Here is a 19,790-nt window from a genome sequence, read left to right as displayed (position 1 = left end):
TGGCAGACAACGCTATCGACCTTATAGCCTCGGCCAACGCCGAGGCTTGGTATAATACGGATCATTATTTCTGCGACGTCCAAGGAATCTGCCATGTTGAGCGTTATTTCGCCGGCCAAAACACTGGATTTTGAAACCCCATCAACCACCCGAGACGTCAGCCAGCCGGATTTTCTGACCGACAGCCAAGCACTCATTGATATTCTGCGCGACTATTCGCCTCAGCAAATCAGTGACCTGATGGGCATCAGCGATAAACTGGCAGGGCTGAATGCGGCACGCTTTGCCGACTGGCAGCCGCCGTTTTCGCTGGAAAACGCCAAACCTGCCGCACAGGCTTTCCAGGGCGATGTCTATACCGGGCTTGAAGCCGATACCTTTAGCGACGCTGAAAATCGCTATGCCCAGCAGCACCTGCGCATTCTCTCGGGGCTTTATGGTCTGTTGCGCCCGTTGGATTTGATTCAGCCCTACCGGCTGGAGATGGGCACCAAACTGCCCAACCCGGCGGGCAAGGACCTGTATGCCTATTGGAAGCCCACGCTGACAACAGCGCTGGACGCGGCGATTACCGAGAGCGGTTCCAAGGTACTGGTGAATCTTGCTTCCAACGAGTATTTCAAAGCCGTGGATGCCAGGAAGCTGGATGCCCGAGTCATTACGCCGGTGTTTAAAGACGAGAAAAACGGCGCCTTCAAAATCATCAGCTTCTACGCTAAAAAAGCGCGCGGCCTGATGAGTGCCTGGATCATTAGACAGCAGGTCAATGACCCAGACGCGCTAAAAGACTTTGATGTCGCGGGATATCGCTTCGATGCCGCTGCGTCCCAGGGCGACACCTTTGTCTTCACCCGCCGCGAATCGGATCGTTAAGGGTTCCCGCTAGAAAAACCGGACGACCCTATCGGCACGCGGTTTCAGGAACTGGCGATGCACGGCGCTGAAAGACGTGGTATCGCAGCGATGAAGCCACTCATAAACCACCATATCCGCCGAGACCGCCTGCGCCCCCAGGGCGCAGGCCCGCTCGCGCGCCAAGACGGCCTCCTCGACCCGGCGGCTGGCCGTTGCTTCCGTCAGCCAATAGACCGCATAGCCTTCGTCCAGCAGCCCCATCGCCGTTTGCAAGACACAGATATGCGCCTCGGTGCCACACAGAACCACCTGCTGCCTGCCCGAGGCGCTCAGCGCTTCACGAAACGCCGTCTCTTCCATCGCCCCGAAGTGCTGCTTCTGCCAAATCGTTGGCGCTTGCCGCGCTTCCAGCAGCGCCGGTGCCGTGCCGCCCAGCTTTTCAGGCATCTGTTCGGTCAACCATACGGGGACTTCAAGCGCATCCGCCACGCCATACAGCCAATGGGCCTCGGCAATGGCCTGGCTACCGCCATCAATCACCGGCACTAAACCAGCTTGAAAATCGACCATCAGCAGTAAGCTTTTATCGCGTTGCAGGCGCACGTCATCACCTCGTTTTAGTGGAAACGGCCGAGCCCCACGGCGGCTCGCAGTCTATCCATGGTCACCGCCGTTTCTTCCCGCGCTCTTTCAGCCCCTTTCTGCAGAACCGCTTCAATATGACCCGGGTCTTCCATGAGTGCGTTATAGCGCTCGCGGGGTTTTTCCAGGTGGGCGTTGAGATACTCAAACACCTGGTTCTTGGCATCCCCCCAGCCAATGCCGTCGGCATACTGCTGGCGCATGGTCGCTGTTTCCTCGGTTGAGGCAAAGGCGGCGTAGATCTGGAACAGCGTGCAGGCATCCGGGTCTTTAGGCTCGCCGGGTTCCAGCGAGTTGGTCTTGATCTTGCGCACCAGCTTCTGCAGCTTTTTCTCGGCGACAAAGAGCGGAATGGTGTTGTTGTAACTCTTGGACATCTTGCGTCCGTCCAGCCCACCGAGCACCTGGCTCTTTTCGTCCACCACCGCATTGGGCAGCGTGAAATAGTCGCCTTTGTACAGATGGTTGAAACGACCCGCGATATCCCGCGCCATCTCGATATGCTGGATCTGGTCGCGCCCGACCGGTACCTTGTTGGCGTTGAACATCAGGATATCCGCCGCCATCAACACGGGGTAGCCGAACAGCCCCATGGTGATGCCTTTATCCGGATCCTGGTTGCCCGCTTCTTCGTTCTCGGCCACAGCGGCCTTGTAGGCATGGGCACGGTTCATCAGTCCCTTGGCACACACGCAGGAAAGCATCCAGGTAAGCTCAGGGATTTCAGGAATATCCGATTGGCGATAGAAAATGGCGTTGTCGGTATCCAGTCCCAGCGCCAGCCAGGTCGCGGCAATTTCCAGTCGCGACTGCTGCACGCGCTTGGGGTCCTGGCACTTGATCAGCGAGTGGTAGTCGGCCAGAAAGTAGAACGACTGTACGTTGGGGTCCTGGCTCGCCTCAATGGCGGGTTTGATCGCCCCGACGTAGTTGCCCAGATGGGGCGTCCCGGACGTGGTGATACCGGTAAGAACACGGGTTTTGGGTGACTGACTCATGGTTTTTGGGCTCATCATTGAACGTACATAGCAATATGATACGTGCATAATCATAGGGATGCGACAAACGTGGTTTAGTTTTATCACCAATATCAAGGCAAGCGCCAGTATTGATAAAATAAACAACCTCAAGATTACTTAAAAATACTTATTCTAGAAACATGAAGTAAGGGTCACTGACAGCGACACGTTCTTCTCGGTCATTATATAAAGCCCCGAAAGCTACCAAGCAATTGCGACCATCCACAACCAAAGGAAAATAAAAACACTCCGATTCTTCTGTCGCACACCGGTCAACGACTTCCCCAAGCTGATTGATCTGCTCCCATTTCATTTCTTCTATTGCTTCTCTCTCATATTCATCCCCCCAAATAATCGCCCCTATACCTTCATTGACAACGTGTGAGTAAGCAGATTCAGCATTCATATTAGCTTGCACAACTGCTCGATAGTTACCTGACATGTACTCACCAACTACTGCAGTCTGCATAGCAGTCAGCCCTAGCAAGCTAGCTCCAGTCAGCAATGCCATTACAATTATCAAAGCAGCGCCATTTTGTTTTTGACATAAAAGCTTCATTCGTCACCAAAATTTATATTTTCAGACAGTCGCTCTAGCTGTCGGCGCATTGAAAATTCGTAGCCATAGATCGAAAGCAAATCCCAAACACTAAAATCTGCATTAATACCGCTAACATTATTAAATGCAACCGAGCCACTAGAAATAATGCTTCCGACAAAACTAACGCCTGAAACACTTATATTGGCGCTTCCACCGCTCCATATGAGGCCTCTAAATAGAGCATTGGAATTACCACTTCCATTAAAATTAACTACCCCACCTGCGACAATCGCAACATCAAATACTGATTCGTTATTATTTTGCGACATTGAAATACCATTTTCAGCTACGATCACTTTCCCACTTAGCTTCGCTACATTTAAATTATTTATATTACCGTTACAGTAAAAAGCGTCACGAGATGAATTCATTATTTCGTCCGCTCTACATGTGGCCACAACGTTTTCCAGCTTACTAAACGCATTGATGTAATCCGTATAGAAATCATGCGAAGCGCCCTGTTGTGGAGAAGGCACACTAGCCAACCCCAGGTTTGAATTAGCCGTTGATTCAGCAACAAGAATATTGTCTGCTCCACTTAACGCACCACCGGCAATCACAACATCCCCCTTGCCTTCTTGGCTCACCGGCGCCTCTGCAAACCACTTATAAACTTCAGGCCGATTCATAATATGAAAAACAATCGGTTCACCGTTATTTTCAATTGGTAGTGACACACGATAAAGCGCGCCGTTATCCGGTACAGGCTCTCCCAACTCGTGCTCTTCCACGGAACAATCCGACAAATCGTCACTGACAAGGTCTTTGCGGAAACTGACCAACGGCTGGTTGCCCTCATCAGTATCTGCCACGGTGCAGGTGCACTGACTTTTTTCCTGGACTAGCTCTGACTCGCATTCAAGCGTGTAGCGCCCAGGTCCATACTGTCGAATCTCGCGGGTAATGCGCTGGGCGATAAATACCAGGTTTTCCTGCTTTCGGCTGATCTTGTCGACGTTTTGAAAGGTTTGAAAAGTGGTCAGAAACAGTTGCCCCGCGCCCAGGATGATGATGGTGCCGATCACCATGGCGACCATCAGCTCTACAAGCGTGAACCCGCGTTGGCGCTGTTGCATCATTGCACCTCAAGCTCGGGAAGGCGGAAGGTGTAATCGAACTGGTCATTATCGTCTTCACTTAGCGCCAGGATCACCGTAAATCGGCACCTATCTTCACCGTTGCCGTTGGTAATGTGGCTGTCGCTTTTAATCACATTACGCAAAGGGGTGTTATCGTTATTCTGGAACCAGTGGTTTGCCCATGCCTGTTCGACTGCATCAACGTTGATATCCGCACAGGTTTCGCTAGGCTCAAGCATTGCCAACCGCCCCCAAAGCCGCTCCTGAGCGTCGACGGCGGCAACGCTGGCTACGGAGCGCTGATAACCTTGGGTCGCGCTTTGCAACGCTTTTAACTGCATGGCAGCGACGCCCACCAGACCCAACGACAACACCAGCAGTGCAATCAGCGCTTCTACCAGACTGAAGCCACGCTGCATCATTGAGCGGCCTCCTTATGCAGGCTGCCTGTTACGCGAACGGTGAGCGTCACCGGGTCGAGATTGTCTTCCGAGAGCGTAATCTCGCACTGGCCATCAACGTCATCGCAGTCGCTGATATCCGCATCACCCAGGCTTTCAAACACTAAAGAGAAGCTGCCTTCGGGCTGGGTAATATTGTCGGTTTGCCCTACGCGCATGACGTTCGCTTCTCCGTCGCCTTGAGCACTTTCGGCCCAGTAACACCACGGGGCGTCGTTGCATGCGTCAGGGCGGCGCGCAGCGTTGAGTTCGTTGGGCGGGGAAAATTCCACCGTGATGGGCTGACGCTGCTTGATCGCTTCGCTGCGGGCAAAGGTCAGCACCGATTGCATCTGGTTAACATCACCAGCCAGCTGTTGGCGAGCCATAAACGTGGAAAAGGCAGGCGCCGCGAGAAGCATCAACAACGCCGCGATGACCAGCACGATCATCAGTTCAATGAGGGTAAAACCGCGTTGAGGCATCGTCCTACCAGCACTCATCGGGTGCTTGCGTGCCCTTGGCATTCAGGGTCAACGGCGCATCGCAGCCATCATCCTGGCCATTCCTGGCCGTTGCCGTCAACGTATAACCGCCGTCTCCATCCTCACTGGAAAAACCAATGGTATAGTTTTGCTCAGGTGACTGTGTCGTTTCCAGACAGCTAGCGGCATAGGCAAAAGTGCGCGTGTAACACTGCTCCAACTCAGACGATGCCTGCATGAGCCCGGCGTGGGCGTCGGTGCGCAGCGATTTTTGCGCGTAGCGGGTATAGCTGGGGTAGGCAATGGCCGCCACGATCCCGATGATGGCCAGCACAATCATTAATTCAATAAGGGTAAAGCCGCGCTGGCCGTGGCGTAACGAGGGCGGATGAGAAACGTAATGCACGCGGCGTTACTCCTGTATTGGTTGGCTCATACCATTTCAGTATGTCGCAAACCCATACGCTTTGCATTACGTAGCCTTAGATTAGCTTCTAGGAATTAGCCGCTGGCGATCACCTGCTCGCGCAGCTCCCGAGGCATCGAGAAGGTGATCGTTTCTTCGCGGCCAAGCAGTTCCTGGGGCGCGGTGGCCCCCATGGTCTGCAGGCGTTCGATGACGCCCTTGACCAGCACTTCCGGCGCGCTCGCCCCGGCCGTTACGCCGATGCGGTTGATGCCATTCAACCACTGGGGCTCGATCTGCTCGGCGTTGTCGATCAGGTAAGCAGGCGTGCCCATACGCTCGGAAAGCTCGCGCAGGCGATTCGAGTTGGAGCTGTTAGGGCTACCCACCACCAGCAATAGATCGCTATCAGCGGCCAGTTCACGCACGGCATCCTGACGATTCTGCGTGGCGTAGCAAATGTCGTCCTTGCGTGGCCCCTGAATCTCGGGGAATTTATCGCGCAGCGCATCGATGACCTTGGCGGTGTCATCCATCGACAGGGTGGTTTGCGTCACAAAGGCCAACTGAGTCGGGTCTTTAACGTCCAGCTTAGCCACATCATGCTCGTCTTCCACCAGGTAAATGTGCCCGCCTCTGGCCGTATCGTAACGCCCCATGGTGCCCTCGACTTCCGGGTGACCCTGATGGCCGATCAGGATGCATTCCTGGCCGCGCTTGGCGTAGCGCAGCACTTCAAGATGCACTTTGGTGACCAGCGGGCAGGTGGCGTCAAAGACTTTCAAGCCGCGCTCTTCGGCTTCCTGCTGTACCGCACGAGAGACCCCGTGGGCAGAGAAAATCACGATCACGTCATCGGGCACTTCGTGCAGTTCCTCGACGAACACCGCGCCGCGCTCGCGCAGCGTTTCCACCACAAAGCGGTTATGGACCACTTCGTGGCGGACATAGATCGGTGGCCCAAACACATCCAGCGCCCGGTTGACGATATCGATTGCACGGTCGACCCCTGCGCAAAAACCGCGCGGGTTGGCCAGTTTGATCTCGATAGGGTGTGTTTGCTGCTGTGATTGCATAAGTCGCGCCTTGATGCTGAGCACCGTTGGATAAATATCGTCGCCTGTCAGTAGGTGGTCTCTCAGTGCGTCGTGACCGGCTTCACGTCGAGCACTTCCACCTCAAACGTAAGGGTACGCCCCGCAAGAGGATGATTAAAGTCGACCTCGATCCGGTCGCCCTCAATCGTTTTGACCACGCCAGGCAATTCCGTTCCCGCTTTATCGGCAAAAGACATCACCATACCAATCTCGGGTGTTTCATCACCGAAGTCGTCACGCTTCAGCGTTTGAATATTCTGTGGGTTGTGCTGGCCAAACGCATGTTCAGGGGTAATCTCGAAACTGCCCTCTTGCCCCGCGGCCATGCCCTTGATCGGGTGCTCGAAGCCGGGCGGCAGATTGCCATCGCCATACTGAAAGGTAGCGGGCACTTTCTCTTTGGTCGAATCGACCACCGTGCCGTCTTCCAGCTTGAGCGTGAAGTGCAAGGACACTTCCATACCGTCGTCAATTAAATAGTCGCTCATTGCGTTACTCGCTTTTGAAGGGAGGTTAGGACTGCTGGGCTTTTTTGCGTCGCCGCTCGCCCACCACCGACTCCCAGATTAGCCCGGCAGCCCCCAGGGTAATGCCGATATCCGCCACGTTAAATGCCGGGTAGTACCAGCCCGCCGCGTGAAAAGACAGAAAGTCGACCACATAGCCGTGGACGAGCCGATCAAAGAGATTGCCCAACGCCCCGCCGATAATCAGCGGCAGCGCCACGGCCAGCAGCTTTTCATCGGCCTTGATCCGCGACAGCCAAATGCTCAGCCCGATGCTTGCGCCAATCGCGATAATCGCAAAGAACCAGCGCTGCCAGCCGGGATGGTCAGCCAAAAAGCTGAACGCCGCCCCTGGGTTATGCAACAGAGTAAGGTTGAAAAACGGCAGCACTTCCACCGGCTGGGCGTAGCTCAACAAACTGCTGGCCAGATACTTGGTCGCCAGGTCCAGCACGACCACCGCTGCCGCCAGCCACAGCCAGCGCAGCGGCCGATGCATCGGCGGCCGCTGTGGACGCGTATTGGTCGCGTTAGGCATAGTAACGAATCTCGCCGTTGCCTTCGGGAAGGTTGCTGATGCAGCGGCCGCATAAATCGGGATACGCCGCATGAGTACCTACGTCGGGGCGATGGTGCCAGCAGCGCTCGCACTTGGTGTTCTCGCTTTGCGCCACCGCCACCTTCAGACTTTCAAGCTCGGTGGTTTCAGCATTCTGGGCCTCAGCCAGCGGTTTAAGCGTTACCTCACTGGTCAGCATCACAAAGCGCAGTTCATCGCCCAGCTTGGTCAGCGTCGCGTTGAGCTCGTCGCTCACGTAAAGCGTCACCTCGGCGGCCAGGCTTCCCTTGATCACCTTGGCATTACGGGCATCTTCCAGGCACTTGTTCACTGCGTGCTTGACCTCCAGCACCTGCTCCCAGAAATCACGCCCCATCGCGGCGTTATCATCCAGCGTTTCAAGGCCGGTGTAATAGGTTTCCAGCAGGACGCTGTCGCCACGCTCACCGGGAATGTGCTCAAAAATCTCTTCGGCGGTGAACGACAGGATCGGCGCGACCCAGCGGGATAGCGCTTCCACCACGTGGTAAAGCGCGGTTTGCGCGCTGCGCCGGGCCAGCGAATCCACCTGAGTGGTGTACTGGCGATCCTTGATCACATCCAGATAGAAGCCGCCCAGCTCACGGGCACAGAAACCATGCACCTGCTGGTAGACATCCAGGAAACGGTACTCGTCATAGGCGGTGTCGATACGCCCCTGCAACTGCGCGGCGCGATCGACTACCCACTGATCCAAGGCCAGCATGTCACCAAAGGCCACCTTATCCGTCGCCGGGTCAAAGCCGTTGAGGTTGGAAAGCAGGAAGCGCGCAGTGTTGCGAATACGCCGGTAGACGTCCGCGGTGCGCTTGAGGATCTCGTCCGAGACCGCCATTTCACCGGAGTAATCGGTCGAAGCTACCCAGAGGCGCAGAATGTCAGCGCCCAGCTTGTCCATGACCGTTTGCGGAACGACCACGTTGCCAATCGACTTGGACATCTTGCGGCCCTGGGCATCCACGGTGAAGCCGTGGGTCAGCAACTGGCGATACGGCGCGTGGCCGTCAATGGCTGAACCGGTCAGCAGCGACGAATGGAACCAGCCACGGTGCTGGTCGGAACCTTCCAGATACAGATCCGCCCGCGGGCCGCTTTCATGGCCGTGAGGATGCGATCCACGCAGCACGTGGCGGTGGGTGGTGCCAGAGTCGAACCATACGTCCAGCGTGTCGGTCACCTTGTCGTAATCAGCGGCTTCGGCACCCAGCAGCTCCGCCGGGTCGAGCTTGAACCAGGCATCGATACCTTCCTGCTCGACGCGCTTGGCCGCTTCTTCCATCAGCTCAACGGTGCGCGGGTGCAGCTCGCCGGTCTGCTTGTGCAGGAAGAACGGAATCGGCACGCCCCAGTTGCGCTGGCGGGAAATACACCAGTCCGGGCGATTGGCGATCATGCTGTGCAGGCGCGCCTGACCCCAGGCAGGGGTAAACTTGGTCGCTTCAATGCCTTCCAGGGCACGCTCGCGCAGGGTTTTGCCATCTTTGCCCTTGATATCCATGCCCACAAACCACTGGGCGGTGGCACGGTAGATCACCGGCGTTTTATGCCGCCAGCAGTGCATGTAGCTGTGGGTGATCGGCGTGTGGGCCATCAGCGCATTCACCTCGCGCAACTTTTCGACGATATGCGGATTGGCCTTCCAGATCATCTGGCCGCCGAAGAACGGCAGGTCGTCCGCATAAACGCCGTTGCCCTGCACCGGGTTGAGCATGTCGTCAAATTCCATACCGTGCTCGCGGCAGGTAATGAAGTCATCCATGCCGTAGGACGGTGCGGAGTGGACAATACCCGTGCTGCCGACTTCCGCCTCGACGTAATCGGCAAGGTACACCGGCGACAGGCGGTCATAGAACGGGTGACGGAAATTGATCAGATCCAGCGCCGCGCCCTTGGCGGTGGCAATCACCTCGCCGGTTAGGGCATAGCGCTCCAGACAGCTTTCGACCAGATCTTCCACCAGCAGCAACAGGCGCTCGCCGGTATCGACCAGCGCGTAGGTGAACTCGGGATGGACGTTCAACGCCTGGTTGGCGGGGATGGTCCAGGGGGTGGTGGTCCAGATCACCACGGCGGCGGGCTTGGGCAGCGCGTTCAAGCCAAAGGCTGCCGCCAGCTTGTCAGCGTCTTCCACGGGGAAGGCGACGTCGATGGCATCCGACTTCTTGTCGGCGTACTCGACTTCCGCTTCAGCCAGTGCCGAGCCGCAGTCAAAGCACCAGTTCACCGGCTTCAAGCCCTTGAACACATAGCCCGCGTCGACCATCTCCGCCAGCGCGCGCATTTCGCCCGCTTCGTTGGCGAAATCCATCGAGCGGTAGGGGTGATCCCAATCACCGATCACGCCCAGACGCACAAAGTCGGTCAGCTGGGTTTCAATCTGCGCCCCGGCATACTCGCGGCAAAGCTCGCGGGCGTGATCAGGTGCCAGGTGCTTGCCGTGGGTAGTTTCCACCTTGTGCTCAATGGGCAGACCGTGGCAGTCCCAGCCCGGCACATAGGGCGCGTCAAAGCCTGCCAGGTTCTTCGACTTGACGATAATATCTTTAAGGATCTTGTTGACGGCGTGGCCGATATGAATGCTGCCGTTGGCGTAGGGAGGGCCATCGTGGAGCACGAACAGCGGCGCCCCCGCGCGTTCTTCGCGCAGGCGCTGATAGAGGTTCATATCCTGCCATGTCGACACCCGCCCTGGCTCCTGCTTGGGCAGCATGCCGCGCATGGGAAAGTCGGTTTCTGGCAAGTTTAGCGTGTGCTTATAATCCATAGTCCGGTCAGCCGTCGTTATCTTCGGCGGAATCGCCCGCCAAGGAGGAATCAGAAGATGCGGTCTCTCGCCCGAGCGGGGCCGAGGCCAGCGGGAATGTTGCGTTGTTGCCAGCAGCGGCGGTCGCAAAGTAGCGCCGCGCCTGACGCTGATCGCGCCCAATCTGCGCTTTCAGCGCCTCGATATCGTCAAACTTGACCTCGCCCCGCAGCCTCGCACAGGGCACCACCGTCATGCGCTGGCCATACAGATCACCTGAGAAGTCGAACAGGTGAACCTCCAGGGTCGGCCGCGTGGCACCCACCGTGGGCCGAAAGCCGACATTGGCCACGCCCAAATGGCGCTCGCCGTTTTCCAGCTCGCCAACAACGGCGTACACCCCGCGCAGCGTGAGCGGCTGGGGCAACATCGGCAGATTGGCAGTGGGTACGCCAATGGTGCGGCCCAGTTGCTGGTCACGCACCACCCGACCGTCCACCGAATAGGGGCGACCCAGCAGGCGGGCGGCGGCGGTGAAGTTGCCGCTGGCCAGCAGTGTACGCACCCGCGAGCTGGAAACGCGCTCGTCGTCTACCGTAAAGGTGCGGGTATGCTCAACGCCGAAGCCCTGTTCGCGGCCCACCTCCTCCAGCAGGGTAAAGTCGCCGCGCCGGTCGCAGCCGAAGCGAAAGTCGTCGCCGACCACCAGGTGCTTTACGTTCAGCCCGTCGATCAGTACCTGGTCAATAAACTCACGGCCGGTGAGGCTGCGCAGCGCATCGTTAAACGGCAGGCACAGCACCTGCTCGGCACCGTGGTGCCCCAGCAGGCGGACCTTTTCACGCAGCCGCGTCAGCCGGGGCGGCGCCTGGTCACCGGCAAAAAACTCGCGCGGCTGGGGTTCAAACACCACCACGGTCAGTGGGCCGCCCAAGCGCGCGGCGTGCTCGCGGCATTGCTGCAAGATCGCCTGATGGCCGCGGTGTACCCCATCGAAATTACCGATGGTCGCCACGCAGCCCCGCGAAGACGCCGTTAAATTGTGCAAACCTCGAATGACCCGCATGGCACCTCAGCCGTTGCTAGCCCGCTCACCCGCTCAAGAAGCAGGCAGCAAAGCCACCGATTATAACGAACCTGGCCGCTGTCGTGCAGCGTCAGGCGCGCATTTTCAAATGCCGCACCCGCAACCCCAGCGCGCCCAGCCAGGCAAAGTAAAGCCCTGCGCCCAGCGCCACCAGCCCCGACACCCAGGCGACCCGCTGCCACAGGCTCATGGCAAGCCAGGTTGTCCACTCGGGGGCAATGGCGTACAGCGCAATACTCATCAACGCGCAACCGCCTAAAAGCTGCACCGCAAAGCGCCCCCAGCCCGGCTGAAACACCAGCACGCCTTCCTTGCGCAGCAGGTAACCGAGCAGCCCGGCATTCAGGAACGCCGACAGCGCCGTGGCCAACGCTAACCCGGCGTGGGCCAGCGACCAAACCAGCATCAGGTTGAAGGCCATATTGGCGACCATGGCAAAGATGGCCACCTTCACTGGGGTCTTGGTGTTCTGGCGGGCAAAAAAGCCCGGCGCCAATACCTTGATCAGCATAAAGGCCACCAGCCCAACGGCGTAGGCGCGCAGGCTCATCGCCGCCATCTGGATATCGGTATCGGTCATCGCGCCGTAATGGAACAGCGTGATCAATAGCGGCTCCGCCAATACCACCAGCGCCAGCGCGGCGGGCAGCCCCAGCAGCAGCACCATGCGGATTGCCCAGTCGAGCATGGCGGCAAAGTGCGCGTTTGACTGGTCAGCGTGGCGCTTGGAAAGCGCGGGCAAGATCACCGTGCCAATCGCCACGCCAAACACACCCAGCGGGAGCTCCACCAGCCTATCGGAATAATACAACCACGACACGCTACCCGCGGCCAACAGCGAGGCCAGCACGGTATCCAGCAGCAGGTTGATCTGCGATACCGACACGCCAAACAGCGCCGGCCCCATGAGCTTCAATATTCGCCGGACGCCTTCATGGGCCAAGTTGGGCCATGGGGTGGGCATCAGCCCCAGGCGCAGCAAAAACGGCACCTGAAACACCAGTTGCGCCACCCCGGCGATCAAAACCCCCCATGCCAGTGCCATGGCGGGTTCTTGCATCAAGGGCGTGAGCAACAAGGCCGCGCCGATCAGCGACAGGTTCAACAGCACCGGGGTAAACGCCGGGACCGCAAAACGGTTCCAGGTGTTCAGCACGCTACCGGCAAAGGCGGTAAGCGAAATCAGCAGTAAATACGGGAAGGTCAAGCGCAGCATGTCCGCGGTCATGGCGAGCTTTTCCGGGTCGCGCCCAAATCCCGGTGCAAACAGCCAGATCAACCAGGGCGCACCCAGCATCGCAAGCGCGGTAATCAGTGCCAGAATCGCGGTTAAGCTCCCCGCCACGGCATTGAGCAGCTCGCGAATTTCCTGCTTGTTGCGCTGGGTCGAGTACTCGGAAAGCACCGGCACAAAGGCCTGGTTGAACGCACCTTCGGCAAACAGACGGCGCAGAAAATTGGGAATCTTGAAGGCCACGAAAAACGCATCGGCCCCGTCGCCCGCGCCCAGTAGCGCCGCCACCACCACGTCGCGCGCAAGCCCCATGACCCGCGACAGCATGGTCATGGCACTGACAATCAACCCCGAGCGCATCAACCCTCTTCCCGGGGGCTGCTCCTGACCTTCCTGCTGCGAATTCGTGGTCATCGCCTTCGCTATCCTTCCCTTGGCAATCCACAGACACAAAAAAACCGGCCGCAGCCGGTTTTTTTTAAGGCGCCTGCCGGCTTACGCCGCCAGTGCTTTAATACGCTTGTTCAAGCGGCTTTTCAGACGTGCGGCTTTCTTCTTGGAAAGGACGTCTTTATCAGCGATGCGGTCGATGACCGGCTGCGCCACCTTGAACTCTTCCATCGCCTTGCCATGGTCGCCAGTCTTAACCGCTTTGAGTACGCGCTTAATATAGGTACGGACCATGCTGCGTTGGCTGGCTTTCAGGACACGACGGTTCTCGGCCTGGCGGGCGCGCTTGCGAGCTTGCTTGCTGTTCGCCACTGGTATCTCCTTGGAGAATAAGGTTGCCACTAAAGGGCAACGGATTAACTATGTGTTCGTCGCGAGCCGAGACGGCCAATGCGACGCTTCCGTAACAACCAATTGTTTTGGCGACAAATTTTGTGCAATAAGCCGACCAAAATAGTGTAGCGAGCAGTTCAATTCAGCTGCCCGCTCACGGGTCTTGTCTGAGAGGATGGCATAGTCTATCACGCAGAATGCGGCCTTGCTAGCAGTAGTCACTCGGCACGATAGCGCAGCCGCCTTACGGCGCTGACTGTCCCATGGGCGCCAAAATCTTGCGCAGAAAGTGGCGCGTCCGTTCATCCCTTGGCGCGGTAAACAGTTCCTCGGGTGGAGCCTGCTCGACGATACCGCCCTCGTCCATGAACACAACCCGGTCGGCTACCTCCCGGGCGAACTGCATTTCATGGGTGACCACGATCATCGTCTGGCGCTCAACCGCCAACTGCTTCATCAGGCTCAAAACTTCCTCTACCCACTGAGGATCTAGCGACGACGTGGGTTCATCGAACAGGATCACGTCAGCGTTAGCCGCCATGGCTCGGCCAATGCCCACGCGTTGCTGCTGGCCGCCTGACAGCGACGCGGGGTAAGCATCCGCCTTATCAGCCAGGCCGATGCGCTCCAGTATTTCTCTGGCCCGCGCGTGCGCCTTGGCTTTCGGCAGCTTGTCCACCACGATCATCCCCTCACTGATATTATCCAGCGCGGTCTTATTGGCAAAAAGGCCGTAGTTCTGGAAGACAAACGCCGTGCGGCGACGCAGCGCCAGAATATCGGCCCGGCTGGCGCGTTGGGTATCAACGTTTAAATCGCCCACCTGCAAATGCCCGGCATCCGGTTTTTCCAGGAAGTTAATACAGCGCAGCAGCGTTGATTTGCCCGTTCCGGAAGGGCCGATAATCACGATAATCTCGCCCTGCGCGAGGCTCAGGTCAATGTCCTGGAAGACGGTATGTGCTCCAAAGCGCTTGGTAATCCCTTGCAGCGAAATCATCGTTGGTAGGCCTTATTAAGATAGCTTTCTAACCGACGCTGCCCCCAGGACAGCATTTCCACAATGACCCAGTAGATCACCGCGACCAGTAAAAACGCCTCTAAATAGAGAAAGCTGCCCGACGCTTCTTTTTGCGTGGCGCCCATCAATTCTGTCACCCCCAGCGTAAAGGCCAGTGAGGTCGCCTTGATCATGTCAATGAAGTAATTCATCAACGTCGGCGTCGCCACACGGGTTGCCTGGGGCAGAATAATGCGGCGCATCAGTTGTGACTGGGTCATGCCGATGGAAAGCGCGGCTTCGGTCTGGCTGCGATCAATGCCCACAATCGCCGCGCGAATCGACTCGGCCATATAGGCCGAGAAGTGCAGTGTCAGCCCCAACACGGCGGCAGCCACGCCGGTAATCGCGATCAACGAACTAAACAGCTGCGGCAAGCCATAGTAGAAAAGAAACAGCTGAACCAGCAGCGGTGTACCGCGGAAAAACGAGATAAACAGCAGCGAAAGCCCATTTAAAAACGGCACTTTCGACACGCGAATCACCGCCAGCAGACACGCCAACACCAAGGCAAACAGCATGGCAAGGGTCGCCATTTGAAGTGTGAGCGGCAGATAGCGCAGCAGAACCGGCAGCAATCCCCACATATACTCAAGGTCAAGCATAGCAATATCGCTTATAAGCAAACGGCCGTGGCAATGCCACGGCCGCGTTACACGGAGTCACCCGGCCGTTACGGCTGAGTGATATCAGTATCAAACCACTTTTCCGATATCTTGCGCAGCTCACCGCTCTCGCGTAGCTCTGCCAGGGCATCGTCTACCCGGTCGCGTTGCGCACGACCCACTTCGTCATCACGGAACGGCAACGCATTCTGGATGGTCGAGAAAGGCTGGCCCGCCAGCTCTAAAGGCAGGCCTTTCTCCTTGATGACCTGGGTCGCACTCACGCGATCCATCACAAATGCCTCTACCCGCCCCAAGGCCACATCCTGTTCAATGTTGGACTCATAGGTGCGAATATCGATTTCATCGGCATTGGGCTGTTCACGCAGCAGTTGCTCGTAGTTAGAACCCAGGTTCACCGCCACGCTTTTGCCGGATAAATCTTCGACACCTTCAATAGTGTCATTCCCGGCCTTTACCACTACCTGTGCACCGTCATACACATAGGGTTCCGTGAACACATACTTGGCTTCACGCTCTGGGGTAATGGTGATCTGGTTGGCGATCGTATCAATACGCCCCGACTCCAGCATGCCCGCCAGACCCGAGAAGCTAGCCGTCACGAACTCGATGTCATCACCGGTAATCTCGCCAACGGCGTTCATGACATCTACCTCAAAGCCCTTGAGCTCGTCCTGCTCCACAAAGGTAAAGGGGAAGTAACCGCCCGACATGCCAACGCGGAGCGTATCGGCCTGGGTCGTGGCGGCAAACACGCCACTGGCAATGCTCAGTGAGAGTGTGGCAAGGGTAATCGTCAGTTTGCGTGTCAGTCGCATGGTGGTAATTCCTGTTGGATAGCTAAAAGCACTAATGACGTTATCTTACCCTTGCATCAACAGCGAATAAAAGAATATAAAAGCTGTTTTTTATTCCCCAATAATCTTTTGTGATGGCAGGGAACGTCTTCGACAGTTCATCTAAAAAGCTTCCCACTCAGGTTCGTTTCTTTTCGTGTTGCGTTGGGGCGCCTGCTGAGAGGCAGGCGGCTTAGGTAGTGACGGCGACGCAGTGCCTGTGGCATCACCACTGAGCTTGAACGCATCCACCAGGCGGGTGAGACGGTTGGCTTCCTGCTGAAGCGACGCAGCCGAGCCGCTGGTTTGCGATACCAGCGTGACGTTCTGCTGCGTGGCGGAGTCCATCTGCGTCAGCGCCGTACCCACTTGCTGAATGCCGGACTCCTGCTCGCGCACGGCCAGTGAAATCTCGTTCATCAGCCCTGACACCTGGCGGATGGCCTCTACCGTATCCTGAATCCCCTCGCCGCTGCGTACCGCTTGCTCGGCACCGCTGGCGATACGCTGGCTGATATCCGTTATCATCTCACGAATCTTTTTGGAGGAATCCGCGCTGCGACTGGCGAGATTGCGCACCTCGCTGGCCACCACCGCAAAACCGCGGCCATGCTCACCCGCGCGCGCCGCCTCGACCGAGGCATTGAGCGCCAGAATGTTAGTCTGAAAGGCAATCGAGTCGATGACTTCGACAATTTCGCCCACCTTGCGCGAACTGGTCTCGAGTTCACGCATCAACTCCACCGAGTGCTGAACCTCTTTGACGCCTTTCTCGGCTTTTTCAGCCGCCTGGCTGGAAATGGTATCGGCATTGCTGGCCGACTCACTGTTCTGACGCACGATCGAAGACATCTCTTCCATGCTGGACGCCGTCTCTTGCAGGGCAGACGCCTGCTCCTCGGTTCTGGACGCAAGGTCCTCGCTGCCGGAGGCAATCTCGTCCGACGCCACATTGACATTGCGGGCACCGTCGCGCACCGCCTGGAAGCTTGTATCCATGCGCGCGATAAAGCCATCGAACTCCCGTGCCAGCTCACCAATCTCGTCACGCCGCTGACTATCAATACGCGCGGTGAGATCGCCCTCACCCTCGGTAATATCGCGAATGCGCCCGCTGACCTGGCGAAGCGCCCGGGACATCAGGTTCGGCCCCATCAAGGCAATCACCAGCGTGGCCAATAACACCAATGCCGTGAAACCCATTACCCAACGCTGCTGAACGGCGACTGCCGCCAGTGTTTCTTGCTCCAGCGCCAGGCCACGCGCATCGGCGCTTTCCCCGGCAATGTTGTAAAGCTCCCGCAACGAATTAAAGGCCGCTAACGAGTCGCCTTCCAGTTGCGCCTCAGCAGCGTCAAGCTCGCCGTCTGCATGCAGGTCGAAAACACGCTGAGACGCCGACTCCCATGCCGCGTAACGATCCTCGAACGGCTCAAGCCCCTCGCTTACCTGTGGATACGCCTCCAGTAGCCCGAGGAAGTCATGCATCCGGTCATACGCCTGCTCGGCATTTTCGCGGTAATCGTCGTACTGAGCGCTTGCCCCCTCACTGCCCGGCGCTTCACGCAGTACTTCAAGTTCGGCCACCCGTGCCTGGTAGAGGTCGCGGTCCGCATTGAGCACCGCTGAAACGGCCGGGTTAAAGGAGCCACTGAACGCCGTCATGCGTTCACGCATCGACTGGACAAGCAGACTATCGACCACCACGACGCCCAGCAGCGACAGGGCCACCAGGATAAACGCCAGGGTGTATTTCACATTGATCTTATGGAGTTTTTCCAGCATCGCATCAGCCTTTGAGTTGTCATCTTTATTATGGTGATAGCCAACCCTGGCAGAATGTTGCTGTGTCCTGTCTTTTTACTATCGGCTGCGAAGTGGTGGGCTTTAGGGCAGGTGGCAAGCAGTATAGGAGTGAAGAAAATCTGCTCGATTTAAGCATGAGGGTCGATGGCTAACTTATCAGAAGCTGGCTTTTTTGATGACTGACGGTCAGCATAACCACTGCGTACTGGGCGCCCAAGACGATAGCGTTGGAGGCTCGCTCAAACGCTACACTTTCGCCTTGCCGTCGATCACTGCTTGAAAACCGCTGGCGGTCACCGGCTGTTTGTCGGCATCCACGACCTTTCCCCCAATCCGCGCGAGCTCTTTCGCTAACTTTACCAAGCGCACCAGTTGAAGTTTGTTAGGCGTGGCATTGCGTGATTTTTTGATCATTTTCAAGGTCACGCCCTTCACAGGGAACTGGCCGTTATCCTGATTGAAGGAAGGCAGTGTGGCGGGTGGGTAGGCGTGGGCAATATAAATCGGGTTGCGGGGCGAATCTCCCGCCAGGGTGAAAGATTTACTGCTGCTTTCATACACCGCGCCCGAAGAAGAAAGCACAATGCTCAGGCGCTCATTACTGGCAACAGTGGGCTCATCAAATATCACAAACAGTCCCCATGCATCCGAATCTTTATTCACAAGCACCGGGGAATCGTCTGGCACTGCTGGGATGGATGAAGTCACGGGCACACGCTTAGCCGAGCGAAACTTTACTTCTAGCGCTCCCCCGCTCAAAAGCAAATATAACACCACCAAGCCACAGGTAAGGCTGAACCAGATCGACAAAATAGCGATCATGAGTATCAATTCTGTGGAATCCACTGCCAATTCTCTTCTAGTTAGTATGGTGAGCGCTGCCTTGCGAGCCATCTGAACTGCGCAGCCAGCAGGTATATATCAGATGAAAATCATACACCAAGTTACTTGCCCTCTGTCCAGCGGTACCGAAGGCCTGTGTACGAGGAGAAGCTGCGACTATTTTATGTCTAGAACATCAAGCGAGCCTGCTCACGCTACTGTTTGATCGCGTTATCCAGTATCACCCGTAGCTTATAGTAATCCTCTGGCCTTTTTTCATGCATGCCGGTGGCAGCAAATCGTTTGATTACTTGCTGCGTTTTGTCGATCACCTTTAGCATCTTATCGATAACGAGTTGATGTTCATCAGGGTCATGTATTATCGTTAAGAAGCATTACTTCCCGTCAAATATCGCACGCTCGCTTGGAATCTGTGATCCGCTTTCTTGATCTAACCAATATCGATGCCCGAGAGGAACAGGCCCACCGTCACCTTCTGGGCAAAGAAAACTTTTTAGCATCTACGAGACTTGCACCCCCCTGTTTCTTCAAGGCGCTTAATTAAATTTCTATCTGATGACTGAACCAACAACACACGCTCAATTAACGAAAGGAAAGCGTTCAGATATAACCGCAAATCCTTTGCGTTTCGGTTGGTGCCGTATTTACCCTTCGGCTCCGGCAAATCAAACTCCGGTTCGACTCCCTGAGCTAAATGCACTGCAGCTACCAACGGGTCCAAAACAGCACTTCTATAGCCCTGTCTTGATACTTGCTTTTTATTTCCGTAGCGATCACGCATGACGTTGGGAAAGTACAACCTGAATCCGTGAGACCGGCCCCCGGAAGCACTTCTAACCCACTGACCTGCATGGCAATATAGCCATTATCGCCATTCACCCAGACAGTGCCATGCCCAACATAAAGTTCCGCGCCAGTTGCCGCACCCTCACCAGCCACGCCGGGCTGTCCATCATCGGGCAATGCTTCGAGATCGCTGGCGTCGACAGCATCGACAGCCGCTTCCCMACCACGCTGGGCATGCGCACCAGTGACGTGATCAAG

20 protein-coding genes and 1 pseudogene are annotated in these 19,790 nt (G+C 56.9%); 2 read left to right on the top strand and 19 right to left on the bottom strand.

Features of this window, described 5'->3' with window-relative positions; genetic code table 11:
• Nucleotides 1-93: 93 nt before the first annotated feature.
• Complete coding sequence (gene yaaA / locus B7L15_RS17050) at nt 94-873, top strand: peroxide stress protein YaaA (protein ID WP_085920119.1); 780 nt, start codon at nt 94-96, stop codon at nt 871-873.
• A 9-nt stretch (nt 874-882) separates the two neighbouring features.
• Here yaaA and B7L15_RS17045 read toward each other — a convergent pair whose 3' ends face one another.
• From B7L15_RS17045 to B7L15_RS16955, 19 genes are all read right to left on the bottom strand, one after another.
• Entirely contained in the window at nt 883-1,458 is a 576-nt protein-coding gene (locus tag B7L15_RS17045; protein WP_085920118.1) for an isochorismatase family protein, read from the bottom strand.
• A 14-nt stretch (nt 1,459-1,472) separates the two neighbouring features.
• On the bottom strand, nt 1,473-2,495 hold the full coding sequence (locus B7L15_RS17040; RefSeq protein WP_085920117.1) for a tryptophan--tRNA ligase: 1,023 nt from the start codon (nt 2,493-2,495) through the stop codon (nt 1,473-1,475).
• A 148-nt stretch (nt 2,496-2,643) separates the two neighbouring features.
• Nucleotides 2,644-3,075 carry a pilus assembly PilX family protein gene (locus B7L15_RS17035; protein WP_085920116.1) on the bottom strand — a complete coding sequence of 144 codons (432 nt, stop codon included), beginning with the start codon at nt 3,073-3,075 and terminating at the stop codon, nt 2,644-2,646.
• Entirely contained in the window at nt 3,072-4,193 is a 1,122-nt protein-coding gene (locus tag B7L15_RS17030; protein WP_176243721.1) for a PilW family protein, read from the bottom strand. The genes B7L15_RS17035 and B7L15_RS17030 overlap by 4 nt, the downstream gene beginning before the upstream one ends.
• Entirely contained in the window at nt 4,193-4,618 is a 426-nt protein-coding gene (locus B7L15_RS17025) for a type IV pilus modification PilV family protein (protein WP_085920114.1), read from the bottom strand. The genes B7L15_RS17030 and B7L15_RS17025 overlap by 1 nt, the downstream gene beginning before the upstream one ends.
• Entirely contained in the window at nt 4,615-5,121 is a 507-nt protein-coding gene (locus B7L15_RS17020) for a GspH/FimT family pseudopilin (RefSeq protein ID WP_085920113.1), read from the bottom strand. Before B7L15_RS17020 ends, B7L15_RS17025 begins: the two co-directional genes overlap by 4 nt.
• A 4-nt stretch (nt 5,122-5,125) precedes the next feature.
• On the bottom strand, nt 5,126-5,527 hold the full coding sequence (locus B7L15_RS17015; protein ID WP_303393820.1) for a type IV pilin protein: 402 nt from the start codon (nt 5,525-5,527) through the stop codon (nt 5,126-5,128).
• Nucleotides 5,528-5,622: 95 nt separating this feature from the next.
• On the bottom strand, nt 5,623-6,603 hold the full coding sequence (gene ispH, locus B7L15_RS17010) for a 4-hydroxy-3-methylbut-2-enyl diphosphate reductase (protein ID WP_085920112.1): 981 nt from the start codon (nt 6,601-6,603) through the stop codon (nt 5,623-5,625).
• Nucleotides 6,604-6,665: 62 nt separating this feature from the next.
• Nucleotides 6,666-7,112 carry an FKBP-type peptidyl-prolyl cis-trans isomerase gene (gene fkpB / locus B7L15_RS17005; protein ID WP_085920111.1) on the bottom strand — a complete coding sequence of 149 codons (447 nt, stop codon included), beginning with the start codon at nt 7,110-7,112 and terminating at the stop codon, nt 6,666-6,668.
• A gap of 25 nt (nt 7,113-7,137) precedes the next feature.
• Entirely contained in the window at nt 7,138-7,668 is a 531-nt protein-coding gene (gene lspA, locus B7L15_RS17000) for a signal peptidase II (RefSeq protein WP_085920110.1), read from the bottom strand.
• Entirely contained in the window at nt 7,661-10,492 is a 2,832-nt protein-coding gene (ileS, locus tag B7L15_RS16995) for an isoleucine--tRNA ligase (protein ID WP_085920109.1), read from the bottom strand. The genes lspA and ileS overlap by 8 nt, the downstream gene beginning before the upstream one ends.
• A 7-nt stretch (nt 10,493-10,499) precedes the next feature.
• Nucleotides 10,500-11,537, bottom strand: a complete 1,038-nt coding sequence (gene ribF, locus B7L15_RS16990) for a bifunctional riboflavin kinase/FAD synthetase (RefSeq protein ID WP_085920108.1) — start codon at nt 11,535-11,537, stop codon at nt 10,500-10,502.
• Nucleotides 11,538-11,628: 91 nt separating this feature from the next.
• On the bottom strand, nt 11,629-13,206 hold the full coding sequence (gene murJ / locus B7L15_RS16985; RefSeq protein ID WP_085920107.1) for a murein biosynthesis integral membrane protein MurJ: 1,578 nt from the start codon (nt 13,204-13,206) through the stop codon (nt 11,629-11,631).
• Nucleotides 13,207-13,287: 81 nt separating this feature from the next.
• Nucleotides 13,288-13,554: a 30S ribosomal protein S20 gene (gene rpsT / locus B7L15_RS16980; RefSeq protein ID WP_066316664.1), complete on the bottom strand. Its 267-nt coding sequence runs from the start codon at nt 13,552-13,554 to the stop codon at nt 13,288-13,290.
• A gap of 265 nt (nt 13,555-13,819) precedes the next feature.
• Complete coding sequence (locus B7L15_RS16975; protein WP_085920106.1) at nt 13,820-14,575, bottom strand: amino acid ABC transporter ATP-binding protein; 756 nt, start codon at nt 14,573-14,575, stop codon at nt 13,820-13,822.
• Nucleotides 14,572-15,240 (bottom strand): amino acid ABC transporter permease, encoded by a 669-nt coding sequence (locus B7L15_RS16970; protein ID WP_085920105.1) that lies wholly within the window; start codon nt 15,238-15,240, stop codon nt 14,572-14,574. Before B7L15_RS16970 ends, B7L15_RS16975 begins: the two co-directional genes overlap by 4 nt.
• Before the next feature lie 68 nt (nt 15,241-15,308).
• Nucleotides 15,309-16,079 carry an amino acid ABC transporter substrate-binding protein gene (locus tag B7L15_RS16965; RefSeq protein ID WP_085920104.1) on the bottom strand — a complete coding sequence of 257 codons (771 nt, stop codon included), beginning with the start codon at nt 16,077-16,079 and terminating at the stop codon, nt 15,309-15,311.
• A gap of 141 nt (nt 16,080-16,220) precedes the next feature.
• The gene (locus B7L15_RS16960; protein ID WP_085920103.1) at nt 16,221-17,882 is read right to left on the bottom strand and encodes a methyl-accepting chemotaxis protein; all 1,662 of its coding nucleotides are present in this window, start codon (nt 17,880-17,882) and stop codon (nt 16,221-16,223) included.
• 267 nt (nt 17,883-18,149) lie between these two features.
• The gene (locus B7L15_RS16955) at nt 18,150-18,797 is read right to left on the bottom strand and encodes a hypothetical protein (protein WP_139839390.1); all 648 of its coding nucleotides are present in this window, start codon (nt 18,795-18,797) and stop codon (nt 18,150-18,152) included.
• Between the two features lie 840 nt (nt 18,798-19,637).
• Here B7L15_RS16955 and B7L15_RS20110 point away from each other — a divergent pair.
• Nucleotides 19,638-19,790 (top strand): annotated as a pseudogene (locus tag B7L15_RS20110) (IS1380 family transposase); the annotation flags it as partial.

Origin of the sequence: Halomonas sp. CSM-2 (assembly GCF_002119345.1) — a bacterium.
In the GTDB taxonomy this organism is placed as follows: Bacteria; Pseudomonadota; Gammaproteobacteria; order Pseudomonadales; family Halomonadaceae; genus Vreelandella; species Vreelandella janggokensis.
This window is presented reverse-complemented; position numbering and strand designations above follow the sequence as displayed.